General features: G+C 37.7%; 17 protein-coding genes and 7 tRNA genes. 16 read left to right on the top strand and 8 right to left on the bottom strand.

Translation table 11 applies throughout. The features are described from left to right. Positions 1–20 precede the first annotated feature (20 nt). On the bottom strand, positions 21–452 hold the full coding sequence (locus tag J1905_RS13815) for a CBS domain-containing protein (protein ID WP_214227859.1): 432 nt from the start codon (positions 450–452) through the stop codon (positions 21–23). Between the two features lie 237 nt (positions 453–689). Here J1905_RS13815 and J1905_RS13810 point away from each other — a divergent pair, with 237 nt between their 5' ends. From J1905_RS13810 to J1905_RS13800, 3 genes are all read left to right on the top strand, one after another. Further along, complete coding sequence (locus tag J1905_RS13810) at positions 690–1,976, top strand: NfeD family protein (RefSeq protein ID WP_214227858.1); 1,287 nt, start codon at positions 690–692, stop codon at positions 1,974–1,976. Between the two features lie 28 nt (positions 1,977–2,004). Beyond that, complete coding sequence (locus J1905_RS13805) at positions 2,005–2,805, top strand: slipin family protein (protein ID WP_214227857.1); 801 nt, start codon at positions 2,005–2,007, stop codon at positions 2,803–2,805. A gap of 93 nt (positions 2,806–2,898) precedes the next feature. Continuing rightward, positions 2,899–6,057 (top strand): DUF8487 domain-containing protein, encoded by a 3,159-nt coding sequence (locus J1905_RS13800; RefSeq protein WP_214227856.1) that lies wholly within the window; start codon positions 2,899–2,901, stop codon positions 6,055–6,057. Here the strand turns inward: J1905_RS13800 and J1905_RS13795 are convergent, their stop codons facing one another. The 4 genes from J1905_RS13795 to J1905_RS13780 form a co-directional block, all read right to left on the bottom strand. Further along, on the bottom strand, positions 6,058–6,522 hold the full coding sequence (locus tag J1905_RS13795) for a DUF6265 family protein (protein ID WP_214227855.1): 465 nt from the start codon (positions 6,520–6,522) through the stop codon (positions 6,058–6,060). Positions 6,523–6,588: 66 nt separating this feature from the next. Beyond that, on the bottom strand, positions 6,589–7,386 hold the full coding sequence (locus tag J1905_RS13790) for a helix-turn-helix domain-containing protein (RefSeq protein WP_214227854.1): 798 nt from the start codon (positions 7,384–7,386) through the stop codon (positions 6,589–6,591). A 25-nt stretch (positions 7,387–7,411) separates the two neighbouring features. Next, positions 7,412–7,762, bottom strand: coding sequence for a DUF1622 domain-containing protein (locus tag J1905_RS13785; protein WP_214227853.1), 351 nt, complete (start codon positions 7,760–7,762; stop codon positions 7,412–7,414). Between the two features lie 2 nt (positions 7,763–7,764). Then, entirely contained in the window at positions 7,765–8,160 is a 396-nt protein-coding gene (locus tag J1905_RS13780; RefSeq protein WP_214227852.1) for a hypothetical protein, read from the bottom strand. Between the two features lie 162 nt (positions 8,161–8,322). Here J1905_RS13780 and J1905_RS13775 point away from each other — a divergent pair, with 162 nt between their 5' ends. The 13 genes from J1905_RS13775 (at position 8,323) to J1905_RS13715 (ending at position 17,980) form a co-directional block, all read left to right on the top strand. Then, the gene (locus tag J1905_RS13775) at positions 8,323–9,216 is read left to right on the top strand and encodes an aldo/keto reductase (protein ID WP_214227851.1); all 894 of its coding nucleotides are present in this window, start codon (positions 8,323–8,325) and stop codon (positions 9,214–9,216) included. Positions 9,217–9,806: 590 nt separating this feature from the next. Continuing rightward, positions 9,807–9,880 (top strand) — tRNA-Pro (locus J1905_RS13770). Between the two features lie 54 nt (positions 9,881–9,934). Next, positions 9,935–10,008: transfer RNA gene (locus J1905_RS13765), tRNA-Pro, on the top strand. 54 nt (positions 10,009–10,062) lie between these two features. Beyond that, positions 10,063–10,136 (top strand) — tRNA-Pro (locus J1905_RS13760). 54 nt (positions 10,137–10,190) lie between these two features. Further along, positions 10,191–10,264, top strand: a tRNA-Pro gene (locus J1905_RS13755). Positions 10,265–10,318: 54 nt separating this feature from the next. Then, positions 10,319–10,392, top strand: a tRNA-Pro gene (locus J1905_RS13750). 54 nt (positions 10,393–10,446) lie between these two features. Beyond that, positions 10,447–10,520, top strand: a tRNA-Pro gene (locus J1905_RS13745). Between the two features lie 54 nt (positions 10,521–10,574). Next, positions 10,575–10,648 (top strand) — tRNA-Pro (locus tag J1905_RS13740). 569 nt (positions 10,649–11,217) lie between these two features. Continuing rightward, positions 11,218–12,786, top strand: a complete 1,569-nt coding sequence (locus tag J1905_RS13735) for a beta-N-acetylhexosaminidase (protein WP_214227850.1) — start codon at positions 11,218–11,220, stop codon at positions 12,784–12,786. 157 nt (positions 12,787–12,943) lie between these two features. Beyond that, positions 12,944–13,792, top strand: a complete 849-nt coding sequence (locus tag J1905_RS13730) for a sugar phosphate isomerase/epimerase family protein (RefSeq protein WP_214227849.1) — start codon at positions 12,944–12,946, stop codon at positions 13,790–13,792. 378 nt (positions 13,793–14,170) lie between these two features. Further along, on the top strand, positions 14,171–15,073 hold the full coding sequence (locus J1905_RS13725) for a helix-turn-helix domain-containing protein (protein ID WP_214227848.1): 903 nt from the start codon (positions 14,171–14,173) through the stop codon (positions 15,071–15,073). Between the two features lie 81 nt (positions 15,074–15,154). Then, the gene (locus J1905_RS13720; protein ID WP_214227847.1) at positions 15,155–15,994 is read left to right on the top strand and encodes an SDR family NAD(P)-dependent oxidoreductase; all 840 of its coding nucleotides are present in this window, start codon (positions 15,155–15,157) and stop codon (positions 15,992–15,994) included. 426 nt (positions 15,995–16,420) lie between these two features. Further along, a complete protein-coding gene (locus tag J1905_RS13715) occupies positions 16,421–17,980 on the top strand; it encodes a glycoside hydrolase family 43 protein (protein WP_214227846.1) in 1,560 nt (519 codons plus the stop codon). A 121-nt stretch (positions 17,981–18,101) separates the two neighbouring features. Here the strand turns inward: J1905_RS13715 and J1905_RS13710 are convergent, their stop codons facing one another. From J1905_RS13710 to J1905_RS13700, 3 genes are all read right to left on the bottom strand, one after another. Beyond that, positions 18,102–18,548: an SRPBCC family protein gene (locus J1905_RS13710; protein ID WP_214227845.1), complete on the bottom strand. Its 447-nt coding sequence runs from the start codon at positions 18,546–18,548 to the stop codon at positions 18,102–18,104. 228 nt (positions 18,549–18,776) lie between these two features. Then, positions 18,777–19,163, bottom strand: coding sequence for a cupin domain-containing protein (locus J1905_RS13705; protein WP_214227844.1), 387 nt, complete (start codon positions 19,161–19,163; stop codon positions 18,777–18,779). Positions 19,164–19,294: 131 nt separating this feature from the next. Further along, positions 19,295–19,948 carry a DUF1349 domain-containing protein gene (locus J1905_RS13700; RefSeq protein WP_214227843.1) on the bottom strand — a complete coding sequence of 218 codons (654 nt, stop codon included), beginning with the start codon at positions 19,946–19,948 and terminating at the stop codon, positions 19,295–19,297. Positions 19,949–20,004 lie beyond the last annotated feature (56 nt).

The raw sequence follows: 20,004 nt of genomic DNA, 5'->3' as shown, positions 1-20,004 counted from the left end.
ACAATAAAAGAATGACAGTATTAGCTACTCGTGATGTAATGTTCCAGATTTCCGATAATGAACTGTTGCTCCTCAATGATGTATTTCACCACATCGCCAATGGAAATAATGCCTGTTAGCTTACCATCGTCTATTACCGGTAAGTGTCGGATAAATTTATTTGTCATTAGCCACATACATTCTTCTATACTAGTATCAGAACATACTGTAAGTGGATTTTCAGACATGATTTCGCTGATCGGGATTTCTTTTGAAGATTTTCCTTTTAGAATTACCTTTCGGGCGTAATCTCTTTCCGTAAAAATTCCTACGAATTTTTCCTGATCCATAACCAGAAGCGACCCGATGTTTTTTTCAAACATTAATTCCAGCGCTTCAAAGACTGTAGTGTCTGGGCTTACAAAGATGGAGGAATTGGTTTTTCCTTGTAAGATGTTTCTAACTTTTCCCATAATTGAACTCCTTTCTGTAGCAGATTTGGATTGTATCCTGTCAATAGGTTGGTCATATTAAAGTTAACTTAAAATTCGCTAATAAAAGAATAATAGTTTATTAATTGTGCACATAGATGTCTCTATTTTTTACATTGTTTGTCGTTGATTTTCAGTATATTTATATGATCTTTCTAGTGAATCTACAACATAAAAGTGATTCAAATGTTTTCCATAATACAACATAAAAAAGTAAGCATGAAGAGTAAGCTGTTATTCTTGTTTTTTCTTGCCTTTTTTCCACTGGTATTGGAAGCACAAAAGGTTGTGTTGATAAAGATTGATGGTGCAATTAATCCGGTTTCGGCTTCCTTTATTCACGATGGAATTGAAAAGGCTTATAAGGAAAAAGCAGTATGTCTTTTTATTCAGCTAAATACGCCAGGGGGCTTGTTGCAATCTACCAGAGCCATTGTTAGTGATATTTTGATGTCTCCGGTTCCTATAGTTGTTTATGTTTCTCCATCTGGCTCACATGCCGGCTCTGCCGGAGTTTTTGTTACACTTGCAGCGCATATTGCCGCTATGGCACCCGGAACCAATATCGGTGCTGCACATCCGGTTAATCTTGTTGGTAAAACAGATTCTGTAATGAATATGAAAGCCACCAATGATGCCGCCGCATTTATCAGAAGTATCGCTGAAAAACGAAAACGGAATCTAGAATGGTCAGAAGATGCAGTAAGGAATAGCCTATCTATCACTGAAAATGAAGCACTCAAAAAAAATGTGATTGATTATATCGCGCCTGATGAAAACACTTTGCTTAACCAGATAAATGGCCGCACTGTAACACTTAATTCAGGTAATGTGGTATTGCATACAAAAGGAGCCAAAATTGAATATGTGGAGATGAGTGCTTCTGAGAAATTGCTTGACTTTATCAGTAGTCCTGATATTGCTTATCTCTTACTAATGCTAGGCATGGTTGGAATATACTTTGAATTGTTCAATCCAGGGTCAGTGTTGCCAGGAGTAGTTGGGGTAATTAGTCTGATTCTTGCCTTTTATGCCATGAATACTTTACCTGTTAATTATGCAGGATTAATGTTAATCATCTTTTCTTTGGTTTTATTTTTATTAGAAATTAAAGTCGTTAGTCATGGGGTATTGGCAATCGGTGGCGTAGTTTCCCTTTTTCTGGGCTCCGTAATGCTATTTAAGTCAAGTTCTTCATTGGATATGATCAAAGTATCTGTAGGGATTGTTGTTTCGGTTACTGTAATTAGCACTGTTTTCTTTCTCTTCGTAATTGGCTTAGGGCTAAAGGCTCAGAAATTAAAAACAGTAACAGGAATTAATATTTTGCTTGGACAAACCGGAGAGACATTGAGTATGCTTGATCCTCAGGGACAATTACAGGTAAATGGCGAGGTGTGGATAGCTGAATCAATAAAGGGAAAAATTAGTAAAGGTGAATTAGTAAAAGTAATAAAGGTTAAAGGGCTTACGCTGTTTGTGGAGCCAATAAACCATGTCGTTTAATTTTATATTTAAATAAAAGGAGGATTTTATGTTTTACAATGTGTTTATTCTGGTGCTCATTTTTTTTGTTATTCTGGTGCTTTCAAGTGCAATTCGTATACTTCGTGAATATGAGCGTGGAGTTGTTTTTCGTTTAGGTCGTGTGCTCGATAGGGGTGCAAAAGGACCGGGACTGATTCTTTTAATTCCTTTTATTGATAAAATGGTAAGGATATCTCTACGTATTGTAGTGATGGATGTGCCACCTCAGGATGTGATCACTAGAGATAATGTTTCTATAAAGGTTAATGCGGTAATCTATTTTAGGGTAGTAGATCCTCAAAAAGCTGTTGTAGAAGTAGAGAACTTTTTAATTGCTACTTCGCAGTTTTCGCAAACCACATTGCGTAGTGTGCTTGGGCAGTCTGAGTTGGATGACTTACTTTCTCAGCGTGATAAGATAAACCTGCATTTGCAACAGATCATTGATCTAAAAACAGAGCCATGGGGAATAAAAGTTACCACAGTTGAGGTAAAACAAATAGATCTACCTCAGGAAATGCAACGTGCAATGGCTAAACAAGCCGAGGCAGAACGTGAAAGGCGGTCAAAAGTAATTTCTGCTGAAGGTGAATACCAGGCCTCACAACGTTTATCTGACGCTGCGAAAATTTTAAGTGAACAGCCAAGCGCATTAACACTACGTTACTTGCAAACACTTCGTGAAATTGCTACAGAGAATAATTCGACTACTATTTTCCCTGTTCCGATTGATCTGTTGAAACCTTTTATGCAGCCATCCGTGGAGATTCATCCTAAAGAAGAAACTAAGCCGGAAGCTGATGTATAAAAAGTAAGAAAGTCCATCAATTAAAATAAAATGTCCATTCGTTGAAGCTTTAGTTCATGTAAGTTTGCTTTTATTGCCAAGTTATAGATCATCATGAATTTAAAGCCTTTATTTACTTTTTGTGCCTTCCTTTTAATTATTCAATCTGGTTTTTCACAACAGAACCTTTCAGTTGCAGGTTCATGGAAATTTCAATTAGACCCTGATAAAAAGGGTGAAAAAGAGCAATGGTATCAAAAGCAACTTGGAGACAATATTCAGCTACCCGGTACAACGGACGAAGGGAAAAAAGGGTTAAAAACCACTGGTGCCGATTATGGTATTCTATCCAGAGCCTATAAATATATAGGTGCAGCATGGTATAGTAAGGAAATAGATATTCCGGCAGAATGGAAAGAAATGGACGTAGATCTTTTTCTGGAAAGGGTAATGTGGGAATCTAAAGTATGGGTTGATGACAAACAAATAAGCGTTAAGGATGCACTGGGTGTGCCACATGTACACTCATTGGGTAGGTTAACGCCAGGGAAGCATCGCCTGACCTTGCTTATAGATAACAGCTTAATTCATAATATTGGAGATAAAGGGCACGCCTACACCGAATACACCCAAAGTATTTGGAATGGTGTTGTGGGCAAAATTGAACTAAGGCCAAGCAAATCAACTCAGATTGTAGATTTTCAGGTGTTTGCGGATGCAAAAAGTAAAACTGTAGCTCTCGACTTAAAAGTGAACAATCCTGTTCCAATGAAAGTTACTTATGCCATTGTTGATTTGCAAACCGGTAAGCAAGTTTTTAAAGCAGACCAAGCCTTATCAAAGGATACTCAACAGAAGCATACTCTAAAATTAAATTTCCCTATTAAATTATGGGATGAGTTTACTCCCAATCGGTATAAGATTTCTGCTAAACTTCAAAATGGAAACCTAACGGTAGTTGATTTCGGATTTCGTAGCATTAGCCATTCTACTTCAAAAATACTTGTAAATGATGCGCCTGTATTTATGCGTGGAAACTTAGATTGTGTCCATTTTCCGCTTACTGGATACCCTTCTTGCGATGTAAAAGAATGGGAAAGAATCTTTAAGATTTATAAATCATACGGACTTAATCATGTTCGTTTTCATTCCTGGTGCCCACCTGAGGCAGCTTTTGAAGCGGCAGATAAATTGGGTATTTATATACAGGCCGAAACCATATGGATTGATTGGTGGATGACCGAACCACCTAAGGATAGACCTGATATGAAAACTGAAGGGCTTCCTAATGGTCTTGGGAAAAATCCATCGGCAGATAAATATGTGCAGGCAGAACTTCAGCGGATGGTAGATGCATATGGAAATCACCCCTCATTTGTAATGTTATGTACTGGTAATGAATTAGGCAATTCAGATTTCAATCAAATGCAGGAATGGATGAAAAAGATAAAGGTAAAAGACGATAGGAGACTATACGCTTTATCTACAGCAAGAACTATAATGCCTGTTGATGATTATTCTGTAACCCATAATATTCCAAATGTTGGTGGCACTTATGGTTTGCAGGGTGCTCGTTCAGATTATGACCTGGAAAAAAATTACTCTAAAAGCAGTATTCCAATTATTGCGCACGAGGTTGGTCAGTTTCCGGTTTATCCATTGTGGTCGGAGATAAACAAATATACAGGAGTTTTAAAAGCACGTAACCTGGAAGTTTGTAAGGAATCGGCCGTTGCTTCAGGATTGGAAAATAAAGATGTGGCATTCCATAATGCTAGTGGAGCTCTACAAAAGGTACTGTATAAGAGCTTAATTGAGAATTTTTACCGTACACCTTCTTGTGCCGGTTTTCAAATGCTAAGCCTGCAAGATTATCAGGGACAAGGGGAGGCTTTGGTAGGTTGGCTTGATGTGTTTTATGACAGCAAAGGCACAACTTCTCCTGAGTATTTTAAGCAATACAACAATCATGTAGTTCCACTGGCAAGGCTTGAGAAATTTGTATGGGAAAATACAGAAAGTCTTACCGCTTCATTAGAAGTAGCTAATTATGGTAAAGGAGATTTAAAGAATGATGTAAAATGGGAACTTATAGATGGCGAGAATAACAAAATTGGACAAGGTGTTGTAAAAGCTGCTTCAGTTAAAAGGGGAGAAGTTAAGACGGTTTCAGAAATCAATGTTTCATTAAGTAACGTAAGTAAGGCTACCAAAGCAAAACTTGTTGTCAGTTTGCCGGGCACATCTTACAGCAATGAATGGGATTTGTGGATATATCCTTCAGTTTTGCCTGATTTATCGTCAGCTAAGGTTTTAGAAAGTGATCAGCTTGATGACAAAACGCTTAGTGCATTAGAGGAAGGTAAAACGGTATTGCTTTATGCCGCTAAATTGGGTAAGTCGGATAGTTTTAGACCATTGTTTTTTACTTCTTTATTTTGGTCAAATGTCTTTTTTCCGGGTCAGGAGAATACCACGCTTGGTGCTGCTATTGATGAAAAGCATGGTCTTTATAAGTATTTCCCAACACAAGGGTTTACAGATTGGCAATGGGAGTCAATTAGTAAGGGTAGATCATTTAAACTGGCAAATTGGCCAAAAGATCTTCAGCCTATTGCACAGCCGATCAGTGATTTCCATATTAATGAGAAATTGGGTTCTCTGTTTGAGTGTCGTGTTGGAAAGGGCAAGCTCGTAATTTGTGGTTACGATATACAGGGAAGTAAAAGCCCCGTAGCAAAACAGTTAAAATACAGTATGTTGAAGTATATGGAGAGCTATGCTTTTGAGCCAAAAGTTAGCGTTGATACCACCCTTCTAAAAAGCAGTTTTCCATTAATTAAAGAAGCTGAAAGTAAAGTGCCTATACCGGCTGCATTTGCTGATGCACTACTATATGTTAAAGCAGAACCCGAAACTATAATTTTAAAGCGAAATACTAAATATGAGCTTCGTGGTTCTGAAGATATTTGGCGCTGGGATAATAAAGCGGCCTGGTATGGCAAAAAACTAGAAATAGAAATCAATCCGCCTCAAGGTGTGATAGGCGAACTATTTATCCACTTTGACGACTGGAATAATGAAGGACGTTTTGCAAAAATTTGGATAGAAGGCAGAGAATTTACCACAGGCAAACTAGATAAACAAGGTAAATGGATAAAGCTTTTTGTAATGAGAGAGGATACAAATGATGGGAAACTATCAATTCGTATCGAATCTCAGGCTGGAAGTAATGCAATGATAAGCGAAGTGGCGTTTATGGAAAATAAATAGTTATTTAGCAGGAACGAAATTGTAATCTATACTTTGGCCATTTCCTGAAATAACAGCTTGTATGTTTTTACCTTTTCTTTTGTAACTGATTTTTTTAGGGAAATCATGTTGTGGGTTCTCGCATGTAAAGCCATCATTACTTAGTTCTGTTAGTTTAAAGTAGGTTGGTTGTTTTTCGCCTGTAACCATAACTACATAGAAAATATCATTTCCTTTAACACTGAATTCCAGGTTTTCTACAAAAATGGTTTTTTTACCTTTTTGTGTAACACCCTTGCCGGTCAATTTAAGTGCAGAAGCTTTTGTCCATGTTTCGTAACCGGATTCTCCAGGCTGAGGGTTTGTGCGAATCCATTTGCCCACCAACCAATCTAGTTTTTTAAATTTCTGCTGATTGTTTTCCTGTCCGTAGGCAGAGGTTATCATTAAAAGTGCAGGAATAAGAAGTAGTAATCTTGTTTTCATAATGTTTTTTTAACCAAAGATAAGTGCAGTGTTTTGATTGGTATTGTACAAACCCGACAAGGCTATTTATTTATTCAGGAAAAAGTTGGCCATGTTTTTCTCTTCAAAGAAATAGGAGGAAGGGTCTTCTCCGGTAAAGGCTTTGAAATTACGTATAAAATGCGATTGATCGTAGTAACCAGATTGGTAAACGATTTCTGTCCAGCTGTTCTTTTTTGATTTGATCAGTTGAAAGATGTAATTGAACCTAATAATCCTTGAATAGTACTTTGGAGAAAGGCCGATATACTTTTTAAACAATCGTTCCAATTGTCGTTCACTCACTTGAGCAACGGCAATTAGTTCTGCAACAGAAGCCATTCCATTTGAGCTGAAAATAAGCTCTAATGTATCTTTTAGTGGATTTATAGTCACTTTTTCATTAAGGTCTAAAAAGTAACCATCTAAAACCTGTTTTAGGTGGTGCTCATCTTTAAATGGTAATAGTTTTTCTTTTAGTGTTGCCAGTTCATGGTTTGGAAAAGTATCCAGATCAATAATTTTATCCAGATAATTGACCATGTTTAGGTTAAAGAGTTGTGTTAATGCTGCGGGCTTTAGTTTGATGGCAAATGAGCCTGTAGGTCCTGTGTTTTCCAAATAAAAGTAGCTGCTGATTTGTCCGGCTAGTAAATTTGGCGTTTGCACGTACCACTCGCCATTGGTTTTTGCTTTGTAAACGCTCCCGTAATTGAATATAAGCTCTGTAAATCCATCAGGTATAATCTTTTCTATGTTAGCGGTCGGATCATCGTCCTGCATCATCCAATAGCATTCTATAAGGTGTTCTAATTGGGGGTGAGGGTCAATGCGGGTAAATTTCATACAACGAATCTATCCAAATAAGTTATTATTTATCTTGCTGCGGCTGATTTTGAGCTATATTTTCAATTTCCTTATTCAGGAAAAAGGATAAGCCTGTTCTTATGAGCACTGTGCCTGCAAGTATTCCTAAATCCTCAAATGTTGGGTTGAGAATGGTGTCAATAATATCTGATGCGATTAAAAATTCCAGCCCTAATAGTAGGTAATATCCAACCTCAATTTTAATCTGGACAGTTTTTTCTAACGAGAAGGAATGGTTGAGTCGGCCAAATTCATTGCCGATAAATTTAAGTAAACCAAGGGCTGCTCCATAACAAATGATTGCTATGCTAACGTAACTTATAATGTGTGATATAGTTTGTAGTAGCTGCGACATTGTTACTCCATATATCCTTTGTTTTTTAATAATGTAAGGATTGCAGGCATACGTTCATCAAGAACAGTTACGATAATCACTCCATATGTTCCTCTTAATGGATATGCTTTAATTGCTGCAGAATCTTTCAGAACCTCTATTTCTTTGATGTCACTTTGTTCTAACACTTTAATCAGGCCTGGTTTGATTGAATCCGTTTTCAAGTCCTGTGAAGCACACCATTCTACAGTTTTACCTGCGCCTTTGATAACATATAGGGGAGACTTTTTTGAAGGCCCACCAATTTGTGCTTTTGAATAAGAAGGTTTAGATTTTTTTGAAGTAAAAGACACTTGGGCTTGAGTCTCCAAGCAAAAGAAAGTAGTCGTGATAATTGCTAAAGGAAGTAAATATTTCATCTCTATTATTTTAAGGCTCATACTAAAGATACAATTTATGTATGCAATTATTAAATTTACTTATTGTATTACAACCTCTATTTTTTTAAAAATGAAAGTATTTTTTTGCTAAAATTTATATAGATTGAAGTAATGCTTAGATTTGAATTATAGAAAGAGAATATGCAAAAGATTTATATGGGAGATGCGGGACCAAAAGTGTCCCCAGCAGTTTATGGTTTTTATAGATGGGATGACGTTAAAGATGCCGATGCTACTTTAAAAAAGATTTTTCATTTGTGCATGGAGTTAGGTATTAACACCTTTGAGCATGGCGATAGTCATGGCTCTGAGAGATGTGAATCTTTGTTTGGTGAACTACTTAAAGAGGGGGCTTTTAAAAGAGAAGAAGTTGTTCTGTTTAGTAAATGTGGATTAAGACTTCCTCATGCTCAAAATCCGGATATTAGAGTTAAGCATTATGATACCTCATCTGCTCATATCATTGCCAGCGTTGAGCGGTCATTAAAGAATTTGAAGACCGATTATATTGATATCTTTTTGTTAGATAGACTTGATCCAATTTCTAATTTGGAGGAAACTGCATTAACATTAGATAGGTTAAAAGAATCTGGTAAGATTAAAAATATTGGTGTAGCAAATTTCTCGGTTTTTCAGCACCAGTTGTTAACTTCATATTTAACGAAACCTATAGTAACCAATCATATTGAATTGAATCTTTTAAATATGCAGGCACTTGATAACGGTCAGATCGACTATATCAAACAACGTTACATGCGCCCATTAGCCTATGCTCCTTTAGCAGAAGGTAGGATTGCTGCAGGGATGGATGTGCAGGCTGTTAAAGTGCGTAAGAAGCTAGAAGAATTGAGTTCTAAGTATAATGTTCACATTGAGTCATTAGCAGTAGCATGGTTGGTTAAGCTAGGCGCATTACCACTTATTGGCACTACAAATGAACAAAGAATAAGAAATGCTGTAAATGCTTTTACCATTGAACTTGATCATCAGGATTGGTATGAGTTGTATAATGTATCTGTAGAAAATAGAGCTTAACACAAGATTTATGTAGGTTGTAAATTATTTTTTTAAAAAATTAGTAGGTAATCTAATTTACAATTGTATCTTTGTTGTGAGAGCGTTAATTTAAGCGGGAGTGACCATCATGGTTTATTCCCGCTTTCTTTTTTTAGTCGATTTTTTTCTAAAAAATAACCTGTAAAATTTCACTGCTTTTATCTCTAAATACTTCCTTCTTAAGTACTATTATAGTTTTGTTTTGAAAATACCTGGTGCATTATGCAGCTTGATGTATACAACGAAAAGTGATAAGATTTGGTAATTATTGAGCAAGGAGGGATGATGTATTTTAGTGTTGTAACTCAAATTCGTTGGTGCTACATAAAAAGCTTAAATTTTTTATGGTTTTTAAGTGGCTGATATTGAGGTTGAACCCATCTAATAGGTTTAAAAAGGATGTTTTTTAGTAGGAATTAGTGTTTTAATGTTTGCAAGGAAATGAATTATTTCTATTTTTGCAGCCTTGGCTGATGAAGCTGGGAATAAAAAAAAGTAAAGTTAGCTTTTACGAAAATAAAGTTGTTACTTTGCAATCCCTTCGAAAAAGGGAAAAGAAGATACCAGTTCGGGGTGTAGCGTAGCCCGGTATCGCGCCTGCTTTGGGAGCAGGAGGTCGTAGGTTCGAATCCTGCCACCCCGACACAACTACTTAGATGAGTAGTTTAATATTGACCAGTAAAAACAGATACCAGTTCGGGGTGTAGCGTAGCCCGGTATCGCGCCTGCTTTGGGAGCAGGAGGTCGTAGGTTCGAATCCTGCCACCCCGACACAACTACTTAGATGAGTAGTTTAATATTGACCAGTAAAAACAGATACCAGTTCGGGGTGTAGCGTAGCCCGGTATCGCGCCTGCTTTGGGAGCAGGAGGTCGTAGGTTCGAATCCTGCCACCCCGACACAACTACTTAGATGAGTAGTTTAATATTGACCAGTAAAAACAGATACCAGTTCGGGGTGTAGCGTAGCCCGGTATCGCGCCTGCTTTGGGAGCAGGAGGTCGTAGGTTCGAATCCTGCCACCCCGACACAACTACTTAGATGAGTAGTTTAATATTGACCAGTAAAAACAGATACCAGTTCGGGGTGTAGCGTAGCCCGGTATCGCGCCTGCTTTGGGAGCAGGAGGTCGTAGGTTCGAATCCTGCCACCCCGACACAACTACTTAGATGAGTAGTTTAATATTGACCAGTAAAAACAGATACCAGTTCGGGGTGTAGCGTAGCCCGGTATCGCGCCTGCTTTGGGAGCAGGAGGTCGTAGGTTCGAATCCTGCCACCCCGACACAACTACTTAGATGAGTAGTTTAATATTGACCAGTAAAAACAGATACCAGTTCGGGGTGTAGCGTAGCCCGGTATCGCGCCTGCTTTGGGAGCAGGAGGTCGTAGGTTCGAATCCTGCCACCCCGACACACATAGAATCAAATTCTATCAAAAACCCTCTAAATATCACAATTTAGAGGGTTTTTTCGTTTTTTTCATATCAAACAAAAACGGCACAAATCAAGGTTTTTTACCCTTTTATACCCTCTTTTTTTTCAGCTATTATTGTCAATGTAAAAATAACTTCTTGAGTTTTTTATTTTAATACCCTTTTATGCCTTTTTTTAACAAGCCTGATTATCTAAAAAAGAAGAGGGTGTAAAAAGGTATAAGTAGGGCTAAAGCAATTTAAAGCATGAAAAGTACAAGCACTTTCAGTATTTCTTTTTTTCTAAAAAAGGGACAAAGCTAAGAATGGAAAAGCCCCATTTTTTGTAAGAATTACAGTGGATGGGTCATTTACTTAGGGGTAAAACTTTAACAGCACGGTACAGGTTGCGGTAGCATGATCGATAAATTAAATTTACGCTATACGAATCAATCCATATTGTAATAATAGAAACCAAACTTAATAAGCAGAAGAATTTATGATAATTAATTTTGTTGACAGGGATATTCGGAAAAGAAGTGTATTCCAATTTTTATTACTATTCTGTATGCTCCCTTTTACAGAAACCTATGCACAACAAAGTGCAATTAAACTGGTGCCCCAACCAGCCGATCTTCAGATGCATAACGGTTTTGTTAAGATTAAAGATGCGATAAGTGTTTTTATAGATCCCCGCTCAGGTGTTAGTAAACTTTATGCCAAAGAATTATTTCAGGAAATAGGTATACAACCTGTCTGGAGAAATAAAGAAAAGGATGCTGTCGTTGTGTTAAAATTAACTAAATCACAAGTCATAGATGAATCGTATAGTCTACAAATAAGTTTAAAAGAGAAGGGTGCTATTATTGCGAGCTCACCAAGTAAAAATGGATTACTGAACGCTTTGCAGACCATCAGACAGTTGGCGGTAAAGGAAGATCAACAAACAGGTTTCCCTCTTTGCACCATTAATGATAAACCGAGATTTGGGTGGAGAGCGTATATGCTTGATGAAAGTCGTCATTTTCATGGAAAAATAGTTGTTAAAAAATTACTTGACGAGATGGCCCGACTTAAATTGAATACTTTTCATTGGCATTTGGTAGATGATCCTGGCTGGCGTGTGGAAATCAAGAAATATCCAAGACTTACCTCAGTAGGATCAAAGGGAGATCATACACATATGAGTAAGGGTATTAGTCCTGTAAAATGGGATAGCCTTTACAACAACCGCCCGGGGCAATTTTATACCCAGGCGGATATTCGTGAAATTGTAGCCTATGCAATTGATCGTGGTATTCGTATAATTCCAGAAATTGAAGTGCCGGGACATGCATCAGCATCTATTTACGCTTATCCATGGTTAGGTGCAAGTAGCCGAAAAAAGAATGAAGGGATCAGGGGGGATTTGTATGATATTACCGATCCGAAGGTCGTAAAATTTCTTCAAGATGTGCTGGATGAAATTATCAGCCTGTTTCCCAGTAAAATTATTCATATTGGTGGGGATGAAGCAAATTATTCCCATTGGAAAGAATCAAAGGAGATCAACGAATTTATGAAAGCTAATAATATACCAACTTATTCTGATTTGCAGGTATGGGCAATCAATCGCATGTCTAAGTATATTTCCTCAAAGGGTTATCGTATGATCGGATGGAATGAGATTACAGGTGATAACATTAGAAATGAAGCACATGTGGAAGCCGGAAAATCGGAGAAGCTAGCCAAAGGTACTCTTGTTCAGTTCTGGGATGGCGATGTCAGTCTGGTAAATAAAGCTATAGAAAAAGGTTATGATGTAGTTAATTCAGATCGCTTATTTACGTATCTTGATTATCCTTACGAAACTACTTCATTTGAAAAAGCATATGCCTTTAACCCCATACCTAACGGAATATCGGCGGCTGATAGCTACAAAGTATTGGGTTTGGGTTGTCAGATGTGGGGTGAATTTACACCAACTTCAGATCGCGTTTACTATCAGACATTCCCTCGGATTGCAGCCTTTGCAGAGACGGGTTGGGTAGCGCCGGAAAAGAAAGGAAATTATCTTGATTTTCGTAACAGATTGTCTCAAATTGAAGAAATATGGAAAACTAAAGGATATATAAAAGATCAGGAAGGTAGGTATTAAAACCTAAAAGAGTGATGCAACAGAATAGAAGGAGGCCAATGAGAGTGCAGATGTAAAAATCCCGTTATAAGCAAGTTTTCATTGTGAGAAAAATGATTAAATTTATGTACTGTGATCACATTCATTAGGGTGGTGGTCTTACCTTAAATATATTAATATGGTGAAATTTGGAGCTTCTTTGTTGTCTTGGATATTGCCCGAATGGAAAGCAAAAGAAGGGGCTTATGCCATTCAAAAGACAGCAGCTGCTGGCTTTGACCTACTGGAAATATTATTGCCTCCTTCAATGGAGATTGACACTGCCACAGTGAGAAAACAGTTGGCCGATAGCAATATTCAGGCGGTCTGTTCTTTTAATCTACCTACGGATTGTCATATCCCTTTTTATCCGGAAAAGGCATATAATGCTTTGAAATCGGCACTGCATAAAGCTTCCGAATTGGAGTCGGAAATCCTGGCAGGTGTGCTTCATAGTAGCATTGGTGTTTTTTCGGGTTCGATGAGAACGGCTTCGGAAACGGAAACTGTTGTTCAGGTCTTGTCGGCTTCTGCAGCGTATGCGGCTAAGTTTGGAATCACCATGTGTTTGGAACCGATCAATCGATATGAAAGTTATGTGTGTACCAGTGCTGCAGAGGTGCTGGAATGGATTGATTTGATTGGTTCTCCAGCTCTGGCACTTCATCTGGATACTTTTCACATGAATATTGAAGAGGATAATTTTCGTGATCCAGTTATTAGTGCCGGTCGTCATTTAAGACATTTGCACATTACCGAGAGTAACCGTGGTATGCCGGGTGAAGGAAATGTTCACTGGGATGATCTCTTTGAATCTTTGGCCAACATTAAATATAACGGTGCCCTAGTGCTGGAGAATTTTTCTTCTTCTATAAATGGGATGGCTGAGAAGGTAAATCTTTGGCGCCCTTCCCGGCATAATGCGGAAGGGTTGGCAAAGGGTAGTCTGGCTTTTATCAAACAAAAAGCATTGGAGTATGATCTTTAATCAGATACAAAGCATTGGATATAGTTCTTATCCAAAAATGATTTACATTGTAAAGTAGCAGAGCTTTTTAACTTAAAAAGCTCTGCTAAGTTGTTAAATCGGCCTTTAATCTATTGCTCGTGGCAATATTCTCGTTTAAGACGTAAAATGCTGTTGTGGGTAAAACTATTATCTCGTCAATTCCTGTAAGTCAATAATTTATGGGATTTTTTTATTTCCAGAGTTTTTTTAGTGTTTGTTTTTTCAGATAGTTTGTATTTGAGTCCTGTTGTTCCTGGATATTTATATTGAAGATTGTGTTGGTTAGCATTTAAACTACAATATGTTTGGTTTATGGTGTTTTATTAGAATTTGGTTTGAATTGTGTAACTTTGTTTTATGGCACAAACGGAGACACTAGAGGATTTCTACAAGAAAAAGTTTAATTGGTTACCTGATAATCTCAGTCAGGATATTGGACACTTTAATGTATTTAAATCCGAGGACTTTCATGTCCCTGGTGCAAAGCCTGTTCAGTACAGTCGCCGGGATTTCTACAAGATCAGTCTTTTCAGGGGTAAAGGGGTTATTCATTATGCAGATAAAAGCATAGAAATGGATGGAACTGCATTGGTCTTCTTTAACCCTGTTGTCCCTTATACTTTTGAAAATCTAAATGACAAGCATTCAGGCAGATTTTGTATTTATAAGGAGTCTTTTTTTACCGAGATGCTGCGCAGTAATATCCATCAATTGCCTATGTTTTCTCCTGGAGCGAATCCTGTTTATGTGCTTAACGCTGAGCAAGAAGCGATTGTGTTGGCTTTATTTGATAAGATGCTGGTGGAACTTAATTCCGACTACATTTTTAAATATGACTTACTTCGCAATTACGTTACTGAGTTGATTCATTACGCTTTGAAGATACAGCCTTCCAATCGCCTCTATCAACATCCGGATGCCAATTCGCGTATCACAGCTATATTTACAGAGCTTCTTGAGCGACAGTTTCCTATAGAATCTCCATCGCAAAGGTTTGGCCTGCGCTCTGCTAAAGATTTTGCCGATCAATTATCGGTACATGTTAATCATCTTAATCGGGCTGTGCGGCAGACAACTGGAAAAACAACTACGGATCATATTATGGAGCGTCTAGCCAGCGAGGCTAGGGCACTTTTGCGTCATACGAACTGGAATGTTTCTGAGATAAGCTATTGTCTTGGTTTCGAAGCACCCACACATTTCAATAATTTTTTCAAAAAACAGACCAGTACTACTCCATCAGCATTCCGTATTGTTTGAATTTTGTAATGATCGGTTTGATCAGCGTACACGCTCAGCTGTTGTTTCCCTATATCTTTGTATCGTAAAAACAAACGAAATATGGAGAAAATCAGAACTTGGTTTATTACAGGGGCTTCCAAAGGATTTGGATTAAGCCTGGTAAAACAATTACTTCAGGCGGGGCAGAATGTTGCAGCTACTTCCCGCGATTTAAAGGCATTGGTAGATGCCGTTGGTGTTACCGCACCAAACTTTCTACCGCTGCAGGTAGAACTTAATAATGAAGATAGTGTTGGTTGCGCCATCCATCAGACAAATGCAGCCTTTAAGAGCATCGACGTTGTAATAAATAATGCAGGCTACGGTATCGGTGGAAGTATTGAGGAATTAAGTGATCGTGAAACCCGCAATAGCTTTGAAATAAATGTCTTTGGAACGCTGAACGTTATCCGAATGGTAATGCCTTATATGCGCAGTCAAATGTCAGGACATATTATTAATATATCTTCGATAGCCGGTATAGCAGGTACAAGTGGTTGGTCAGTTTATGCAGCTACAAAATTTTCAGTTGTAGGATTGTCTGAGGTTCTTGCACAGGATGTTGTAGAATTCGGAGTTAAAGTAACAGTGATTGCGCCTGGTGCATTTCGCACTAATTTTCTAAATGAGGATTCAATCAATATCGCGCAGCATACTATTCCTGAATACACTGAGATGCATAATGCTCAGAAGATGCTTCTGCAAAAAGATGGCAAGCAAATTGGTGACCCTGCAAAAGCAGCAGCAGCCATCATTGAGGTAGCTCATTTAGAAAACCCTCCACTTTACCTTTTGCTTGGGGATGACGCTTATGATCGTGCTATGACCAAATTGGATAGGCTTAAAAAGGATTACTTACTCAACGAAGAGCTATCCAAAGCTATGGCCTATAACGGATGATCAGGTAATATTTACAATGGCTATTGATGCTAAATATTATATCTAATTACTTATAAATTCATTTAAGAACTGTGCATTTTTTTTCCTGAGCCGGTTTTACAAACCGTAAAGTGGGCTCAGGATCTTTAAAGAACCTGAATAATTAACCGTCTAGACAAAGACGTTGTAACATATCCTTAATAGCAATCAAAAAAACATCAATTCTGATCAATATTTGAATAGTTTATAAGGAGTGCTATTGCTACTTTGCGATCCTTGCCTATTACTTTTTTTCTTAGCAAATTTAAAGCGCTTATTACCGAGAATGTGGTCAATACCTACTGTTAAATACTCTTATCCGCTTTTAGAATTGTCCTTAGTTGATATGGTTCTATTTTTTGATTAAAGCCGAAGAAAGAAAGTCTAATAGACAGTTATTAAATTTAAATGAAGAAACACCTTTTACTTTTTCTATTAATGATGGGTTCCAATATTCTTGTTGCCCAAAAAAGAAATCCATCAGTTTATACACCTGATAATGGCAATGGAACATTCACAAATCCGCTGATGTGGGGAGATTGGCCAGATCCTGATATTATCCGGGTAGACGATGATTTCTATTTTATCTCTACCAGCATGCATTATGTTCCTGGTAGTCCAATTGCTAAATCTAAAGATTTGGTGAACTGGGAGATGATAGGTTATGCCGTGCCGCGATATGATGAAGATCCACGCTATGATATGAAGGGTGGCAATGCGTATTTAAGAGGCTCGTGGGCAAATACAATCCGTTACCATAATGGAACTTTTTATGTTGGCTTTTGTACGCCACGCAGCTCTAGTACTGAACCTGGGAATTTCTCAATATGTACTGCCAAAGATCCTAAAGGCCCTTGGACCAGAACCATTTTTAAAGAGTATATGTATGATCCGGGATTGTTTTTTGATGATGATGGTAAAGTGTATGTTGCTCATGGACAGGAAAGATTGTTTATAACGGAATTAAATGCAGATGCATTATCAGTGAAAACGCCTCAAAAGGAAATTTATAATAATCGTAGTTTTCCTTATCTGGAAGGATCACATGTATATAAAGTTAATGGAAAGTATTATATCATGGGTTCTACAGGAGGAACACAGGGTAGGCAGATCTGTTTAAGATCAGACAATATTTATGGCCCTTATGAGTCAAAGGAAGTGATTAACGATGACCATACTTATCCTGGCAATGGCTTACATCAAGGGGGAATGGTGCAATTAAAAGATGATAGCTGGTGGTTTATCATTATGCAGGATCGTGGTCCTATAGGTCGTGTGCCTAATTTGGAGCCGGTTACCTGGGTCGACGGCTGGCCGATGTTGGGTGAAAAAGGAAAAGGAGTAGAAACCTATAAAAAACCAAATGTAGGAAAAACTTACCCTATTAGTGTTCCGGCTATATCTGACGACTTTAACATTGCTAAGCTTGGTTTACAATGGCAATGGAACCACAATCCTGATGATCAAAAATGGTCTCTTAAAGAGCGTAAAGGTTACTTACGTTTGAAAGCAGGTAAGGCCACAAAACTTTCAGAAGCTAGGAATACCCTTACACAAAGAGTACAAGGGCCACTGTCAAGCGGTACTGTCGAGATAGAGGTTAGTGATTTGAAAGATGGCAACCTTGCCGGCTTCGGAATTTTTCAATTTCCTTATGCTTTTGTAGCTGTCCAGCAAAAAGGCGGACAGAAATCAATTGTTATGATAAATGCCGATAGTACAGTTATTTCTATTCCTTTTAGCGGGAATAAGATCTGGGTTAAGACGAGCGCTACTCATGTTGGATACACTGCATCTTTTGCTTATAGTACAGATGGGAAAAAATTCCAGCCTATTGGAAATACTTTAAATATGGGACTAGGATTAGATTGGACTGCCAATCGCTTTGCCTTATTTAATTATAGTACTGAGGAGTCTGGTGTAGGAGGTTATGCAGATTTTAATTGGTTCCGCTTTGATAATAAATAAGTTCATTGTTCAATGGCCATCATAACCTGTCTATTGTTTTATTCCTTCTTTTTTATCCTGTTTCAATTGCATTGATCTTTTGTCGTTTGACTAAAGTTGTATGAGCCCCTAAAACTGAATCTTAATTCCAATTGTCTATTTTCATATCAATCGGATCAGGAGCTCCTTTCCCGGTTTCTATAAGTGATTTCAGACTCATTAGAAATATTGCCCATTTTGTACTGCAATGGTGCATAAACTCAACTGGTTCTTTCCAATTCAGGTGTTTGAAAAGTAAGATAATGTAGTCGTCTTCTTGTTTCAGTTCAAAACTTATGGTTGTATTCATCCATTCTTCTGGTCCTTCGGTAAGCTCCCATACTACAAGAGATGGTGGGTTAAGATCCGCAACTTTCATATCGAAACCTCCCGCTCCAAAGCGGAACCTGATGATATCGCCAACTTGATTGCCTTTTCCCTGAGTGTTACTTGTCCACCACCCTGCAAGACCGTCTCTTGTGGTCAATGCTTGATAAACATCATCCATAGATGACGATTTGATTCCGATTCGGTGTAAGATATCCGCCATAATTTTTTTGTTTAATCAAAAATAAGGAATGATGGGGATTTAGACGGAGTGTAATATGGACAATATTAGGGGTTAATTTGGACAGTATTTTAAATACATGTGTCAAATAGTAATGGGTATATTGGAGATTCCGTCAACGCAGGCCATTGACTCTACGTTATTTTGACCAGTTGTGGAATTTATCGGAATCTCCAGTATAGCGATCTTTGCAGTAAAAATCTGAGGTAATTAATCTTTTGTCTTAGTTGCTTTTAGTTCTGTAACAACCATTTTTAGTGTGGTCTCTCCAATGTTTTTAGCCATGTGTGTTGTGGCAGTCAAATACATCGCTTCTCCTGCTTTAATTTCTATAACAACTGGTTGTTTACCCTTGTCAGTAATCTCCATTTTTCCATCTGTTAATGCATAAACAAAGTGATCGGGATGACTATGCCATGGTGTGATATCTCCTGGAGCTAGTTCAACTTGCATTACTCGTATCTTATCATTTTCCAGGAGAACTTTTTTATACAAATTCGGAGCAGCTGTCATTGGGTCTTGTGCGCTTACATTTGCACTTAGGATCATAAAAAATCCGAATAGCAAAGACATTGAAATCATTTTAATTGTTTTCATTTTGTTAAAGGTTTAATTAAAAGAATATCGGGCGAACTTAGACAAGTAAATAAAAACAATTGGCACTGATAAAGGTTTGTCATATCTTTTGGCAGAACTACCTGTTTATGCATAAGTCTTTATAAATCTTTCTATTTATTCGTATTTTTCTTCAACCATTCTTGCCTTCGCTGATCAGGTAATTGCTTTACTGTAAAACCTTCAAACTTGGCGTTGAAACCGTTTCCGTCCGGACTGGCAGCCATAAACCCAACCATAACGGGCCTATTGTCCTGTAGGTAAGCGTTTCGCATCATCGTGTAGGTTTTGTCGTCATAAGAATAGAATATTTCAACAGCATCAAGTCTTCTAACAGCTTTTATCCATATAAAATCTGGTGCTTTATCGAGAGTTGTTACGCTCCAATCACTGGTCTTATGTGTTACTACAGCACTTAGATTGTATTTGCCATCAACAAATTCGATTCCGGCTTTAATGTAATTCTCGTGATCTGTACGCAACATTAAACCCATTTGATCGAAACGTGCTTTATAATTCCCCGTAATTTTTACTTTAACTTCAAATTCTCCACCATAGGTGCTGTAGTAAAATGGCGCATCATCAACAGTAAAACCATAATGAGAAACCCTCCAATAATCGCTTTGGGGTGTTACAAACATGGTTAAGGCATTGTTTTTAATTTCCCACTTTTGTGGTTCGTTAAACCACTGCATCTTATCGAGACTTTGAGCAAATCCTGTTTGTGTAATGACGAATGCAATTGCGCTTAAAATAATCTTTTTCATTTCCTGTTTTGAGTTGATAACCATACGTTATATTTACGTTGCTAAGTTAGAACACC

Source organism: Pedobacter sp. B4-66 (genome assembly GCF_018492665.1).
Taxonomy (GTDB): Bacteria; Bacteroidota; Bacteroidia; order Sphingobacteriales; family Sphingobacteriaceae; genus Pedobacter.
Note: the sequence above shows the minus strand (reverse complement) of the source record. Positions and strands in the feature narration are given on the sequence as shown.